This window comes from Solwaraspora sp. WMMB762 (genome assembly GCF_049179115.1).
GTDB lineage: Bacteria > Actinomycetota > Actinomycetes > Mycobacteriales > Micromonosporaceae > Micromonospora_E.
Genome location: NZ_JBMHMD010000001.1, coordinates 7098617 through 7112983, shown reverse-complemented (window position 1 = coordinate 7112983; position 14367 = coordinate 7098617). Strand labels below are relative to the sequence as shown.

At 72.5% G+C, this 14367-nt stretch carries 11 protein-coding genes; 3 read left to right on the top strand and 8 right to left on the bottom strand.

The window, feature by feature from the left end; translation table 11 throughout:
* Position 1: 1 nt before the first annotated feature.
* Together rimO and ACN27J_RS32070 are read right to left on the bottom strand one after the other, a co-directional pair.
* Positions 2-1534: a 30S ribosomal protein S12 methylthiotransferase RimO gene (gene rimO, locus ACN27J_RS32075; RefSeq protein WP_421371896.1), complete on the bottom strand. Its 1533-nt coding sequence runs from the start codon at positions 1532-1534 to the stop codon at positions 2-4.
* 67 nt (positions 1535-1601) lie between these two features.
* Positions 1602-4115, bottom strand: coding sequence for a DNA translocase FtsK 4TM domain-containing protein (locus tag ACN27J_RS32070; RefSeq protein ID WP_421371894.1), 2514 nt, complete (start codon positions 4113-4115; stop codon positions 1602-1604).
* Between the two features lie 236 nt (positions 4116-4351).
* Here ACN27J_RS32070 and ACN27J_RS32065 point away from each other — a divergent pair, with 236 nt between their 5' ends.
* The 3 genes from ACN27J_RS32065 to ACN27J_RS32055 are packed head-to-tail and all read left to right on the top strand — an operon-like array spanning position 4352 to position 8222.
* Complete coding sequence (locus tag ACN27J_RS32065; protein ID WP_421371893.1) at positions 4352-4822, top strand: YbjN domain-containing protein; 471 nt, start codon at positions 4352-4354, stop codon at positions 4820-4822.
* 5 nt (positions 4823-4827) lie between these two features.
* Positions 4828-6654 (top strand): HSP90 family protein, encoded by a 1827-nt coding sequence (locus tag ACN27J_RS32060; protein WP_421371892.1) that lies wholly within the window; start codon positions 4828-4830, stop codon positions 6652-6654.
* On the top strand, positions 6651-8222 hold the full coding sequence (locus ACN27J_RS32055) for a YbjN domain-containing protein (protein ID WP_421371891.1): 1572 nt from the start codon (positions 6651-6653) through the stop codon (positions 8220-8222). The genes ACN27J_RS32060 and ACN27J_RS32055 overlap by 4 nt, the downstream gene beginning before the upstream one ends.
* Here the strand turns inward: ACN27J_RS32055 and ACN27J_RS32050 are convergent.
* The 6 genes from ACN27J_RS32050 to dapA form a co-directional block, all read right to left on the bottom strand.
* Positions 8179-8553 carry a DUF2784 domain-containing protein gene (locus tag ACN27J_RS32050; protein ID WP_421371889.1) on the bottom strand — a complete coding sequence of 125 codons (375 nt, stop codon included), beginning with the start codon at positions 8551-8553 and terminating at the stop codon, positions 8179-8181. The two genes, ACN27J_RS32055 and ACN27J_RS32050, sit on opposite strands and share 44 nt — an antisense overlap.
* A 132-nt stretch (positions 8554-8685) precedes the next feature.
* A complete protein-coding gene (locus ACN27J_RS32045; protein ID WP_421371888.1) occupies positions 8686-10263 on the bottom strand; it encodes a S1 family peptidase in 1578 nt (525 codons plus the stop codon).
* A 176-nt stretch (positions 10264-10439) separates the two neighbouring features.
* Positions 10440-10637 (bottom strand): DUF397 domain-containing protein, encoded by a 198-nt coding sequence (locus ACN27J_RS32040; RefSeq protein ID WP_282229933.1) that lies wholly within the window; start codon positions 10635-10637, stop codon positions 10440-10442.
* Positions 10638-10726: 89 nt separating this feature from the next.
* On the bottom strand, positions 10727-11644 hold the full coding sequence (locus tag ACN27J_RS32035; protein WP_421371887.1) for a helix-turn-helix domain-containing protein: 918 nt from the start codon (positions 11642-11644) through the stop codon (positions 10727-10729).
* A gap of 92 nt (positions 11645-11736) precedes the next feature.
* Positions 11737-13425, bottom strand: a complete 1689-nt coding sequence (locus tag ACN27J_RS32030; RefSeq protein WP_421371886.1) for a ribonuclease J — start codon at positions 13423-13425, stop codon at positions 11737-11739.
* Positions 13422-14345, bottom strand: a complete 924-nt coding sequence (dapA, locus tag ACN27J_RS32025; RefSeq protein WP_421371885.1) for a 4-hydroxy-tetrahydrodipicolinate synthase — start codon at positions 14343-14345, stop codon at positions 13422-13424. Before dapA ends, ACN27J_RS32030 begins: the two co-directional genes overlap by 4 nt.
* Positions 14346-14367: the final 22 nt, after the last annotated feature.

Genomic DNA, 14367 nt, shown 5'->3' with positions numbered 1-14367 from the left:
CTCACCTGACCGCGGTGGAGAGCGGCCGGTCGGCCGTACCGGACGAGAGCACGTCACTCGGCACTGCCACCAGGTCGACCCCTTCGGTCCCGGTCACCGTCGCCCGGACCAGGTCCCCGGGACGCAGCATGGCGAGGTCGACCCCGGCTCCGGTGGCGGCGGCAGCGCCGGCCACCAGCGTCGTCGACCCGTCCACCTCCGGCGCCTGGTGCGCGGCCCGACCCTCCACCAGCCCGTCGTCGACGCTGTCGACCAGCACCTCCACCGTCGTGCCGACCCGTTCCTCGGCCCGCTGCGCGCACAACTCGTCGGCCAGCGCACAGATCCGGTCGTAGCGCCGCTTCACCGTGGCGGCCCGTACCTTGTCGGGCAGTCCAGCGGCCTCGGTGCCGTCCTCGTCGCTGTAGTCGAACACCCCGATCGCGTCCAACCGGGCCGCGGACAGGAAACGGACCAGTTCGTCGACGTCCGACCGGGTCTCGCCGGGGAACCCGACGATGAAGTTGCTTCGCGCGCCGGCCTGCGGCGCCAGTGACCGGGCCGAGGCCAGCAGGTCGAGGAACCGCCCGGTGGAGCCGAAGCGCCGCATCCGGCGCAGCACCGGCTCACTGGCGTGTTGGAAGGACAGGTCGAAGTACGGTGCCACGCCGGCCGTGGTGGCGATCGTCTCGATCAGGCCCGGACGGGTCTCTGCCGGCTGCAGGTAGCTGACCCGCACCCGGACGATGCCGTCGACGGCGGCCAGCTGTGGCAGCAGCTTCTCCAGCAGCCGCGGATCGCCCAGATCCTTGCCGTACGAGGTCGAGTTCTCGCTCACCAGCACGAGTTCCCGAACGCCGGTGCCGGCCAGCCACTCGGCCTCGGCCAGCAGCTCCTCGGGAACGCGGGAGACGAACGCCCCCCGGAACGCCGGGATGGCGCAGAAGGCGCACCGGCGGTCACAGCCGCTGGCCAGTTTCAGCGACGCCACCGGGCCGCTGTCCAGCCGACGCCGCAGGACCGTGCGAAGGTGCGCGGGGGTGTGCTCGTCGACCGTCGCGTGACCGGGCACGACGACACCGGAGCGCTGCCGGGAAACCGGGGTCAACGGCAGCATCGTGCGCCGGTCCCGGGGCGCGTGCGCGGGCAGCTGCTCGCCGGCCAGCACCGCCCGCAGCCGGCCAGAGATGTCCGGGTAGTCGTCGAACCCGAGGACGGCCTGCGCCTCCGGCAGGTGCTCGGCGAGCTCCCGGCCGTACCGTTCGGCCATGCAGCCGGCGGCCACCACCTTGGCCCCGCCGTCGGCGGCGTCGAGCAGCGTCTGCACCGAGTCCTGCTTGGCCTTCTCGACGAAGCCGCAGGTGTTGACGAGCACCACGTCGGCGCCGTCGGCGTCGGTGGTCACCTGCCAGCCGTCGGCGTCCAGCCGGGCGGCCAACTCCTCCGAGTCGACCTCGTTGCGGGCGCACCCCAGGGTGAGCAGGGCGACGCGCCGGCCGGGCGGTTGGGCGGGAGGCGGGGGAAAAGCAGACACCTGACGAGGGTACCGGGCCATTGGCGTACGGCGGCCGGGCGGCGCGGTGCCGGACGATCCGATCGGTCAGCCGACCGTACCAGTGCGGTCAGCTCGCCTCGACGGCCCGCAGACTCGCCAGCGCGTCCTCCAGCTCGTCCGGCTTGACCAGGACGTCGCGGGCCTTGGAACCCTCGGACGGCCCGACGATGCCCCGGGTCTCCATCAGATCCATCAACCGGCCGGCTTTGGCGAACCCGACCCGCAGTTTGCGCTGCAGCATCGAGGTCGACCCGAACTGCGAGGTCACCACCAGCTCGATCGCCTGGACCAGCAGGTCGAGGTCGTCGCCGACGTCCTCGTCGATCTTCTTCTTGTTCTCCTGGGCGGTGGTGAGCACGTCGGGGCGGAACTCCGGCTCGCGCTGCTTCTTGCAGAAGGCGACGATCTCGTCGATCTCCTTCTCGCTGACCCAGGCACCCTGGATGCGCAGCGGTTTCGACGCCCCCATCGGCAGGAACAGGCCGTCGCCCCGGCCGATCAGCTTCTCGGCGCCCGGCTGGTCCAGGATGACCCGCGAATCGGACAGCGACGACGTGGCGAAGGCCAGCCGGGACGGCACGTTCGCCTTGATAAGACCGGTCACCACGTCCACCGACGGCCGCTGGGTGGCCAGCACCAGGTGGATGCCGGCGGCCCGGGCGAGCTGGGTGATCCGGACGACCGAGTCCTCCACGTCCCGGGGGGCGACCATCATCAGGTCGGCCAGCTCGTCGACGATCACCAGCAGGTACGGGTACGGCCGGATCTCCCGCTCGCTGCCGGGCGGAGCGGTGATCTCCCCGGCCCGTACCTTGCGGTTGTAGTCGTCGATGTGCCGGACGCCGTTCGCGGCCAGGTCGTCGTAGCGCATGTCCATCTCGCGTACCACCCACTCCAGCGACTCGGCCGCCTTCTTGGGGTTGGTCACGATCGGGGTGACCAGGTGCGGGATGCCTTCGTACCCGGTCATCTCGACCCGTTTGGGGTCGATCAGCAGCAGCCGGACCTCGTCCGGGGTGGCCCGGCTGAGGATCGAGATGAGCAGCGAGTTCAGGCAGGACGACTTGCCGGCGCCGGTCGCCCCGGCGATCAGGATGTGCGGCATCTTCGCCAGGTTGGCCACCACGAAGCCGCCCTCGATGTCCTTGCCGAGCGCCACCAACATCGGGTGGTGGTCGGCGCTGGCGGCCCGGGAGCGCAGCACGTCACCGAGCGACACGTCCTCCCGGTCGGTGTTCGGGATCTCCACGCCGACCGCGCTCTTGCCCGGGATCGGGCTGAGGATCCGCACGTCCGGTGACTTCACCGCGTACGCGATGTTGCGGGAGAGCTGGGTGATCCGCTCCACCTTGACCCCGTGGCCGAGCTCCACCTCGTAGCGGGTCACCGTGGGGCCACGGGTGAACCCGGTGACCGCCGCGTCAACGTCGAACTGCTCGAACACCCCCTGCAGCGCGGCGATCACCTCGTCGTTGGCCTTGCTGCGGGTCTTCGCCGGCGGCCCGGTCCGCAGCAGTTTGGCCGGCGGCAGGCGATAATCCCCGGACAGCCCGGTGATCGCCAACTGCTCGGCGCGGGTCGGGGTCGGGGAATGCTCCGGCGGCTCCGGCGCGGTGCGGGTGGTCGGCACCTTCGCCGCCGGCCGGCGCGGCAGCTCCATCGTCTCCTGCAGATCGAGCGGCTCGGCCGGGGCACCGTCGTCACCGGCCGACGGTGCCGGCAGGGCGTCGGCCGTCCGGCTGGCCTGCCGGCGGCGCGGCGGTCGGCGGCGGGCCCGCTCGTCGCCAGCGGTCTCGTCGTCACCGGTGTCGTCACCGGCGTCGGCCGAGGTCGGACCGGACTCCGGCCCCCGCCCGGTCACCACCCCGGCGAGCAGCCCGAGCCGCTCCGGGATCCGGTTGATCGGAGTGGCGGTGACGACCAGCAGACCGAAGATCAGCAGCAGGATCAGCAGCGGTACGCCGACCCAGTAGCTGACCGTGCGCTCCAGTACCGTACCGACGCCGAGCCCGATCAGCCCGCCGGCGTAGTCACGCTGCAGGTCGTCGTCGGGGCGTTGGCCGATGTGCAGCAGCCCCGCCGTGGCGACCAGCATCGCCGACCAGCCGACCAGCCCGCGGCCCCGGGGTTCCGGCTCCTCCGGTGGGTCCCGCATCAGCCGGACCGCGCCGATCAGCAGCAGCAACGGCACGGCGACCGCGATCGCGCCGACGAACAGCCGCATCATGTCCGCGACGCGGACCCCGAACGGACCGGCCGCGCCGAACCAGATCGCCATCGAGGTGAGAATGGCGAGGCCGAGCACGAACAGCCCGGCACCGTCCCGCCGGTGCTCCGGGCTCAGCTCGCGCGCGGTGGCCGCCCGACGACCGGCGGTACGCACCGCCCAGCCGACGCCGTGCGCCAGCCCCATCCAGGTGGCGCCGACCGCGCGACCGACCAGGACTGCCGGCGAGTTGCGGGCCGGGCGCCGCCGGGCCGTCGGGCGCTTGCGGGCCGGGGTCCGGGCACGACCGGTCGCGGCGCCGCGGCTGGTCGACCCGCCACGCCGCCGATTCGCCTGGGAGGTTCGGCCGGCCATAGAGTCCCACGGTAACCCCGCCGGCATACAAACCCTCGCTTTTCCGGGTCGTGTCCGAACCACGCGGGGCGGCGCGGCTGTGCCACCATTCCGAACGGCCCCTACTGTCCCCCGGGCCACGACGACGCCGTCCATCGCCGGACCCCCGTCCGGACATCGCCGGCCCGTCCGCGCGCCGGCTCCCGGCCGGGGCGCGAGGCCCGCCGTCCGACGTGCCGTACCGAAAGGACCACCGCATGCCCCCGCCGGACCCAGACCACCTGCCCGACGCGCCCTCCGGCGGTGGTGCGATGCAGGTGCTGCGGCCGCTGACCACCGCGATGATCGCCGAGACCCTCACCTCCCGTGGGTACCACTTCCAGGCCGACTCCGACGGCGACCTGGTCGGCCGGTGGAACGACAACCTGATCGTGTTCTCCCGGCTCGGACCCAACGGCGAGGTGCTGCGGGTCCGGACCATCGCGTCGACCCTGTTCACCGTGGACGACGTGCCCGCGCTGTACGCCTTCTGCAACGAGTGGAACCACGACCGGCTGTGGCCCAAGACCTTCGTCCACGTCGACGACGACGGCACCGCCCGGGTCTGCGGTGAGCTGATCACCGCGTTGGAACGTGGAGTCAGCGCCCCGCAGCTCGACCACCTGCTCGACTGCGGGATCGCCACCGGGTGCCAGGTCTGCGACGCCGTCGCCGAGTTGGCGGGCTGACCCGGATGGAACGCCGTTTCCAGGTCGACCTGCGCGGCATCGTCGACCTGCTCAGCCACCACCTGTACGCCAGCCCTCGGGTGTTCGCCCGGGAGTTGGTGCAGAACGCCACCGACGCGATCACCGCCCGCCGTGCGGCCGAGCCCGACTGGGCCGGCGGTACCGTCCGGATCGAGCCCACCGACGACGGTGGCCTGCGGGTACACGACGACGGCATCGGCCTGACCGAACCGCAGGTGCACACCTTCCTGGCCAGCGTCGGGCGCACCTCCAAACGGGACGACCTGGGCTTCGCCCGGCAGGACTTCCTCGGCCAGTTCGGCATCGGCCTGCTGTCGTGCTTCATGGTCGCCGACACCGTCGAGGTGGTCACCCGGTCGGCCCAGGGCGGACCGGCGGTGCGCTGGACCGGGTACGCCGACGGGCGCTACACCACCGAGGTCGACGACGCCGCACGCGGACCGGTCGGCACCACCGTCACGCTGCGGCCCCGCGCCGACGCCGGACACTGGCTGGCCGCCGACCAGATCCGTGACCTGGTCCGCGACTACGCCCGGCTGCTGGACGTCCCGGTGCTGTTCTGCCCGCCCGGAGGCGAGCCGGTCCGGCTGACCGAGCCACAGGCCCCGTGGGAGGTGGTCCACGCCGACCCGGCGGCCCGCCGGGAGGCGCTGCTCGACTACGGCGCGACGCTACTCGGTGCCCGACCGATGGACGTGATCGACCTGCGGGTGCCGGAAGCCGGGCTGGTCGGCGTCGGCTTCGTGCTGCCGTCGGCGTCGACGGTCGGCCAGGGCGGGCACCGGGTCTACCTGAAACGGATGCTGCTCAGCGACGACGCCAGCAAACTGCTGCCCGAGTGGGCGTTCTTCGTCCGCTGTGTGGTCGACACCTCCATGCTGCGCCCCACCGCCAGTCGCGAGGCGCTCTACGAGGACGACCTGCTCGGCGCGGTCCGCGACGGGCTCGGCGAGCAGATCCGCAGCTGGCTGCTGGAGCTGTCGGTCAGCCAGCCGGAACGGCTCGCCGCTTTCCTGCGGGTGCACCACCTCGGGGTCAAGGCGCTCGCCGTCCGCGACGACGAGATGCTGCGGCTGGTCGACTCGTGGCTGCCGTTCGAGACCAGCCGGGGAATGATGCCGCTGCGGCTGTTCCGCCAGCATCTGGCGATGATCCGGTACGTGGAGACGGTCGACGAGTTCCGGTCACTGGCCGCGATCGCGTCCGCCGCCGGTACGCCGATCGTCAACGCCGGCTACGCCTACGACGCGGAGATCCTGCAGCGCCTGCCCCGGCTGGACCCGGCGATCCGCACCCGCCGGCTGGACCCCGGCGAGCTGGCCGCCCGGTTGGAGACCCTCTCGCCGGGGCAGCTGGCGGTGGCGGAGACCTTCCTGGCCACCGCCCGCACGGTGCTGGCCGAGCTGGACTGCGTACCGCAGCTGCGGCAGTTCGACCCGGTCACGGTGCCGGCCCTGTACGTCCTCGGCCAGGCCGCCCGCGAGCAGGACAGTGTGCGCCGTGCGGTGGCCGGCTCCGACGAGCTGTGGTCGGAGGTGCTGTCCGCGTTCGCCGATGTCGACGTCGACCACCGCCCGGAGCTGGTCTTCAACTGGCGGCACCCGCTGATCCGCCGGCTCGCCGGGCAACCGGCGGGAGCGGCGCTGCGCAACGCCGTCGAAGCGCTGTACGGTCAGGCGCTGCTCGCCGGTCACCATCCGTTGCGGGCGGTGGACAGCGCCGCGCTCAACCGGTCCTTCCTGGCCCTGCTGGACCGGGCCTTCACCGATCCGCCCGCCGGGCCGGGCACCCCCACCGAGGAGACACCGTGACCGCCGAGGAGCTGGTCCAGGCGCTGGACGAGGCCACCGACCTGCCCGACGGCGACGGCAAGATCGCCGAGCTGGAACGGATCGCCGCGCACGCCGACGCGGCCGGGCAGGCACGGATCGGCTTCGACGCGCGGATGGCGCTGATCGAGACGTACAACCACCACACCGAACGCTGGCGGATGCTGCCGGCGTTCGGCTGGTGTCTGAGCACCTTCGACCGTTATCCGGAGCTGTTCGAGCCGTGGGACGCCGAACTGCTGCGCTGGTACCACAAGTGGGCGGTAGCGACGCTGCGCGGCACGCCGCGGGTGGGTCTGGCACAGACCCGGGCCGCGCTGGACGACATGGAGCGCCGGTTCACCGCCAGCGGGCAGAGTCTGCAGGCGGTGTACAACCTGCGCTGCAAGATCGCCGACCATGTCGGCGACGAGGCCCAGGCCCGGCAGTGGCTGGACCGGTGGCGGACCGCGCCGCGCGATGAGAACAGCGACTGCGCCGGCTGCGACCCGTCCCGCCAGGCCGAGCTGCTCGCCGGCTGGGGTGAGTGGGAGGCGGCGCTGGCGATCGTCGAACCGGTGCTCAGCGGCGCGGTCGGCTGCACCGAGCAGCCGGAGAAGGCGCTGGTCGCGGTGATCATGCCGTACCTGCGGCTGGGCCGGTACGCTGACGCGGCGCAGGCGCACGTCCGGGCGTACCGGCGGCACCGGCATGAACGCGACGCCTTCCCGTACCTGGCCGAGCATCTGCGGTTCTGCGCGGCGGTCGGTCAGCACCAGCGTGGCCTGGCGATCCTCGCGGAGCATCTGGAATGGTTCGACCGGCCGTACGACGACTCCTCGGCGATGGAGTTCGCCGCCGCCGGTGCCCTGGTCTGCCGGCTCGCGGCCGCCGCCGGCCACGGCGACGAGACGATCCACCGGCCGGAGTACGGCGACCGGCCGGCCGCCGACCTGCCGGTGGCCACGCTCGGTGCGCAGCTGGCCGGCGCCGCCACCGAGCTGGCGGGCCGGTTCGACGCCCGCAACGGCACCGACCACCAGTCGCGGCGGATCGCCGGCTGGCTGGCCGCCGAGCCGCTGACCGACGCCGTCGAGCTGCCGGCCGATCAGCCGGCCACCGGCGGCGAGGTCGGCGTACCGCCGGCGGGCGGCACCCCGGACGTGGTCTCGCCGTTGACCCTGGAGGGCATCACGGCGGCGCTCAACGAACGCGGCGACCGGTACTTCGTCGACGACAACGGGGTGGTCGGCGGCAAGTGGGGACACGCGGTGATCCACTTCGAGCGGCTCGGCGAGCAGCAGCGGGTGCTGCACAGCCGGGTGCTGGCCGACCGGCGGTTGCCGGCGGACCGACTGGCCGAGGCGTACCGGTTCTGCAACTCGTGGAACCACGACCGGCTGCTGCCGAAGGCCTACGTGCACGACACCGGGTCCGGCGAGCTGATCCTGGCCGGCGACGTGAGCACCGACCTGGCGTACGGGGTCAGCGGGGCGCAGCTCGCCGCGCTGGTGAACGCGGCGGTGATCACCGGGGCGCAGTTCGCCGACGCCGTCGCCGAACTGCCCTGAGCACCCCGGCCCAGCTGACTACGACGACCGTGGCCAGCACCAGCCGGGCCGCCCAGGCGTACTGGTCGGGGTAGATCACCCCGGTCAGGTAGCGCTCGACGAACCCCTCGTCGAAGCCGACCTGGCCGGCCCGGCTGCGGGACCAGTGCTCGGCCACGGTGAGCGGGCAGCTCAGGTTGGCCGCCACCACCAGCACTCCCCAGCCCGCCGCGGTCAGATGCAGCCAGATCGTCCGCGGCCACCGCCAGGCCAGGAACCCGCCGACCGCCAGGTAGGCGAGGAACCCGAAGTGTGCCGTCAGGATGACGACGGTCAGCAGCTCGTAGCCCATGGTGACCTCCCCGTAGGCCAGGCTACGAGCGCCGGTCGACGGCCGACAGGGTACGCGTACTCAGCGGGTGCGACGGGGGAGTGCGCCGTCCCCGGGAAGGGCGGTCCCCGGGGACGGCGCGGCGGGTGGCGGTCAGTTCACCGAGAACCCGAGGAGGTAGCCACCCACGCCTCGACCGGACTGCACCCGGTACCGGTAGGCACCGGCGGGTCCGGAGAAACTCAACCGGGTCACCGTGGCACCGGCGCGGTCGCCCCGGGCGACCGTACGCCAGCCGTCGGCGGTGAAGCGTTGCAGCGTAAGCCGGAAGGCCGCGCCGGCCGGTGCCTGCAGGCAGGCGCTGTGTCGGCCGGCACCGGCCCGGAAGAACCGTCCGTCCGGCTGGATCTGTCGGCCACCGGCCCGGGTCAGTTCGCCGTCGCGCAGCACCGTGTGGTCGGCGCACGGGCTCTGCGGCGGGTCCGCCGGCTGGGTCGGCGCCGACGTCGGTACGGCGGTCGGCGCGCCGGTCGGCGGGGCCGCACCGTCCTCGGTGGTGACCAGGGTCAGGTTGTTGACCTGCAGGATCTCGGCCAGCGGCTGGAAGAAGGTGACGCCACCGGAGCGGCAGTTGCCGGAGCCGCCCGAGGTGACGCCCTGCGCCTGGTCGCCGGAGAGCCAGGCACCGCCGGAGTCGCCGGGTTCGGCGCAGACGTCGGTACGGGTCAACCCGCTGACCGCGCCCTCCGGGTAGTTGACCGTGACATCCTTGGCCCGGATCACGCCGCACCGGGTCCCGGTGGTCGACCCGGAGCGGCAGATGCTGGCCCCGACCGGAGCTTCCACGCTGCCGGCGACCGGCAGGTTGTTGCCGTTGAAGTCGTTGACCACCGGCTGCGGCGTCCAGTCGTCGTCGACCGCGACGAACGCCCAGTCGTCGCCGGGGAACGACGACGCCTGGAACACGCCCTGCGCCTGCTGGTTGAATCCGGTGGTGGTGTCGCCGGGGCGGCCACAGTGCCCGGCGGTGACGAAGCCGCCTACCACGGAGAAGCCGACCGAGCACCGTCCACCGGCACCGATGAAGTACGGGTCGCCGCCGCGCACGTCGAACAGCGGCACCGGCGCCTCGTCGGAGGCGTCCACCCGGACCGCGTCGGCCGGCACCCCGGCGGCGGCGGCGAAGTCCCGGGCGGCGGCCTGGGCGCCGGGCCGGGCGAGCAGCACCACGGTGTTGTCGGCCAGGTCGACGTACCAGCCGGCCAGGTCGGGGCTGGCGGCCTCGCCCACCCGGTCCAGGCTCTCCTTCACGCCGGTCAACTGCTGCTGGCTGCGGGCCACCAGGCGGGCCTCGGCACCGGCGGCGCGGACCCGGTCCAGCTGTGCGGGGTCGGTCACCGCGACGACGAGGTCGGCGCCGTCGCGGCTGATCCACGCGCCCGCGTACGCCGCGTCGAGGTCGGCCCGCAGAACGTCGACGGTACGGGTGGCCCAGCGTTCGGTTGCCAGCCGGGTCCGGGCGTCCGCCGCGCTGACGCCGAGGTCGCGACGCAGCGCGTCGACGAGGTCGTCGTGCGCGCCGGCCGGCTGACCGTCGGTGCCGGCCGGCTGACCGGTGCCGGGGCCGCCGTCGGTCGGGTCGTCGCCGGCCACGGCCGGCAGGGTCACCGCGGCGAGCAGCCCGACCGCGGCCACGGTGATTCCGGCGGTGACGATCCGTCGGCGTCGCATCCGTACCTCCTCTGCGGCTGGCGTCGGACAGCCGCCGGCAGGTGGTACGGAGAACACCGGTCGATGGATCGACCGGTACGGATGCCGAATGTCACAGCCGGGTTGGTGAACCGCCCGGGGCCGCGCCGCGTACCAACTCTCGGCCGAGTCGGTGGGAGGCGGCCTCCACCCGCCTCCTACCGGCCGGCGAAGTCGCCTCGGTTGACCCCGCGCAGGAACCGTCGCCACTGCTGCCGGTCGACGTCCAGCCAGGGCCCGTCCGGCTCGGCCGAGTCGCGCAGCGCCACGTCGCCGGAGGCGGTCACGGTGGCTTCCAGGCACGCGTTGGTGTCACACCGGCTGCTCCGCCACCAGCCGCGATATGTCCGCATCATAGCTTTTTCTCCGCTTCAGACTTAATGCCGATTATTCGGCATTTGCCTGGTTAACGCGGCAGCTGGCCCGGCCGATACGCGACCGGAACTCACCCACCGACGGACGGGGCCTGCGCGACCGGCAGATCGGCGGTCAACGCCGCCGTCCGCTCGGTGATCAACCGGGCCGAGGTCGCCTCGTCGTGGGCCGAGTCCCAGATGTGCGCGAAGTAGTCGCGGTGCCGGCCGATCCGCTGCGCCGCATGGACGATCTCGTCCAGCAGGATGCCCTCGCGGTAGAGCAGCGCGTTCTCCTCGTCGCCGAAGTCGAGCAGCGTGAACGGCGCCAGCATCGCCATGATCGCCGCGTCGGCGAACGGCACGATCCGCACCCGCACGTTCGGTCGCCGCGCCACCCGTAGCAGGGCGGCGAACTGCCCGGCCATCACCCGCGGCCCGCCGATCGTGCGCCACAGCACCGACTCGTCCAGCACCAGGTGGAACTCCGGCGGATCGGGTCGGTCCAGCACCTGGTCACGGCGCCGCAGCCGGGCCTCGAGCCGCAGCGCCCGGTCGGCCTCCGGCAGCTCACTGCGCCAGAAGTTCAACACGAACTCGCCGTACTCGCGGGTCTGCAGCAGCCCCGGGATCAACGTCGGCTGGAACACCCGGATGGCGCTGGCCTCGCCCTCCAACTGCAGCAACTGCAGCATCGCCGGAGTCAGGTGCTCCCGGTAGCGCGGCTCGTCCCACCAGCCCCGCAACCGGGAGGTACGGGCGTCGCGCAGCAGCCGCTCGGCCCGGTCGGCGTCGACCACGCCGTACAGCTCCAACAACGCCCGCAGATCGGTGGTCGAGACCGAGACGCTGCCCTTCTCGATCCGGTTGACCTTGGAGACCGACCAGTCGAGGGCGTCCGCCACCTTGCCCTGGGTCAGCCCGGCCGACTCCCGGGCGCGACGCAGCGCGAGTCGGAGCCTGCGCCGCGCCGCCGCAGGGGACTCGCCGGACCCGGGATCGCCTGGCACGCCAGCCTTCTCGTCACGACAGTGGGTAACTGTCCGACCAGTATGCCCGTCGGCCGGCCGCCCGGTCAGCCCCGGCGGGCCTCAGGACGTCTTCAAACCTCCACCACGGTCGGTACGATCATCGGCCGGCGGCGGTACGCGTCGTTGACCCAGCGGCCGACGATCCGCCGGACCACCTGCTGCAGCTGGTGCGGATCGGTGATGCCGTCGGCAGCCGCCCGGCCCAACGCCTCGGTGATCAACGGGACGACCGCGTTGAACGCCTCCGGGTCCTCGGAGAAACCCTTTGCCGAGACAGTCGGACCACCGACCACCTTGCCGGTCACCGAGTCGACCACCACGGTCGCCGCGATGAACCCGCCGTCGCCGAGGATCCGCCGCTCGGTCAGCAGCGACTCGCCGACGTCGCCGACCGCGAGACCGTCGACGTAGACGTACCGGCTCTTGACGTGCCCGACCAGGGTGGCGTGCCCGTCCACCAGGTCGACGACGTCGCCGTCCTCGCAGAGCACCACCCGCTGCGGGTCGAGACCGGACTCGATACCGAGCCGGGCGTGCGCCCGCAGGTGCCGCCACTCGCCGTGCACCGGCAGCAGGTTGCTCGGCCGCACCACGTTGAGCAGGTAGAGCAGCTCCCCCGCCGGCGCGTGACCGGAGACGTGCACCTTGGCGGTCTCCTTGTGGATCACGGTCGCCCCGGCCCGGGCCAGCTGGTTGATCACCCGGTAGACCGAGGTCTCGTTGCCCGGCACCAGCGAACTGGCCAGCACCACGGTGTCGCCGGGCGCGACGGTGATGTGCCGGTGGTCACCGGTCGCCATCCGGCCCAACGCGCTCATCGGCTCGCCCTGCGAGCCGGTGGACATCAGCACGATCCGGTCCGGCGGCAGCGCCGTCGCCTCGTCCAGCCCGACCACCAGGCCAGGCGGGATCCGCAGCAGACCGAGGTCCCGGGCGATGCCCATGTTCCGCACCATCGACCGGCCGATCAGCGCGACCTTGCGGTCGTACTCGTACGCCGAGTCGATCACCTGCTGCACCCGGTGCACATGGGAGGCGAAGCTCGCCACGATGATCCGGCCGGTGGCCTTGCCGAAAATCGAGTCGAGCACCGGCCCGATGTCGCGTTCCGGGGTGACGAAACCGGGGGTCTCGGCGTTGGTCGAGTCGGACAGCAGCAGGTCGACGCCTTCGGCACCGAGCCGGGCGAAGCCGGCCAGGTCGGTGATCCGCCCGTCCAGCGGCAGCTGGTCCATCTTGAAGTCACCGGTGTGCAGCACCAGCCCGGCCGGGGTGCGGATCGCCACCGCGAGCGCGTCCGGGATCGAGTGGTTCACCGCGAGGAATTCGCACTCGAACGGCCCGATCCGCTCCCGCTGACCCTCGCGTACGGTCAACGTGTAGGGCTCGATCCGCCGCTCGGCCAGCTTCGCCTCGACCAACGCCAGGGTGAACTGGGAGCCCACCAACGGGATGTCCGGCTTGTGGGCGAGCAGGTACGGCACCGCGCCGATGTGGTCCTCGTGACCGTGGGTCAGCACGATCGCCTGCACGTCGGCGAGCCGGTCCAGGATCGGGGCGAAGTCCGGCAGGATCAGGTCGACCCCGGGCTGCTCCACGTCCGGGAAGAGCACCCCGCAGTCCACCACCAGCAGTTTGCCGTCGAACTCGAAGACCGTCATGTTGCGGCCGATCGCGCCGAGCCCGCCCAGCGGGATGACCCGCAGCCCACCCGGCGGCAGCTGCGGCGGCAGGTCCAGCTCCACGTGTGCCTGGCTCACGGCAGCTCCAGTCCGGCGTCGGCGCAGTCGGCCCGCAGCTGGTCCAGCTCGGCGTCGGTGGCCTCGACCAGTGGCGAGCGCACCGGACCGGCGGGCAGGTCGAGCACCCCGAGCGCCGCCTTGACCAGGATCGTGCCGGGACTGCGGAAGATGCCGGTGAACAGCGGCAGCAACCGGCGGTGCAGGGCCAGCGCGGCGGCGTGCTCGCCGGCGACGTACGCCTCGATCATCTGCTTGGTCAACGCGCCGGTCAGGTGGGTCGAGGTGCCGACCAGCCCGACCCCGCCGATCGCCAGCGTCGGCAGGGTGAGCGCGTCGTCGCCGCAGTAGAACGCCAGGTCGGTGCGGCCGGTCACCCAGGAGGTGGCGGCCAGGTCGCCCTTGGCGTCCTTGACCGCGACGATCCGCTCGTGCTCGCCCAGCCGGGCCAGGGTCTCGCTGCTCATCGCGATGCCGGTGCGGTGCGGGATGTCGTACGCCATCATCGGCAGCCCGGTCGCGTCGGCGACCTCGGTGAAGTGCCGGACGACCCCGGCCTGCGGCGGCTTGTTGTAGTAGGGCGCGACCACCAGCAGCCCGTGCGCGCCGACCTTTTCGGCGGCGACCGCCAGCTCGACCGTGTGCCGGGTGTCGTTGGTGCCGACACCGGCGACCACCCGGGCCCGGTCCCCGACCGCGTCGATGACGACCCGGAGCAGTTGCTCCTTCTCGGCGTCGGTGGTGGTCGGCGACTCGCCGGTGGTGCCGCTGACCACCAGGGCGTCGTTGGCCTGCTCGTCGACCAGGTAGCTGGCCAGCCGGGCGGCGCCGTCGAGGTCGAGCGAGCCGTCGTCGTTCATCGGGGTGACCATGGCGGTCAGGAGTCGCCCGAACGGGGTCGGTGTCCCCGCCCCGGGACCGGCTAGGTGGTGCTGCGTCATACGGACAACCTATCGGACGGCC

Bases quoted from the DNA above. Each gene is read 5' to 3' on its own strand.
- ACN27J_RS32065 (WP_421371893.1), top strand. From the start codon at position 4,352: ATGCCCCCGCCGGACCCAGACCACCTGCCCGACGCGCCCTCCGGCGGT.
- dapA (WP_421371885.1), bottom strand. From the start codon at position 14,345: ATGACGCAGCACCACCTAGCCGGTCCCGGGGCGGGGACACCGACCCCG.
- ACN27J_RS32040 (WP_282229933.1), bottom strand. From the start codon at position 10,637: ATGATGCGGACATATCGCGGCTGGTGGCGGAGCAGCCGGTGTGACACC.
- ACN27J_RS32050 (WP_421371889.1), bottom strand. From the start codon at position 8,553: ATGGGCTACGAGCTGCTGACCGTCGTCATCCTGACGGCACACTTCGGG.
- rimO (WP_421371896.1), bottom strand. From the start codon at position 1,534: ATGGCCCGGTACCCTCGTCAGGTGTCTGCTTTTCCCCCGCCTCCCGCC.
- ACN27J_RS32045 (WP_421371888.1), bottom strand. From the start codon at position 10,263: ATGCGACGCCGACGGATCGTCACCGCCGGAATCACCGTGGCCGCGGTC.
- ACN27J_RS32060 (WP_421371892.1), top strand. From the start codon at position 4,828: ATGGAACGCCGTTTCCAGGTCGACCTGCGCGGCATCGTCGACCTGCTC.
- ACN27J_RS32070 (WP_421371894.1), bottom strand. From the start codon at position 4,115: ATGGCCGGCCGAACCTCCCAGGCGAATCGGCGGCGTGGCGGGTCGACC.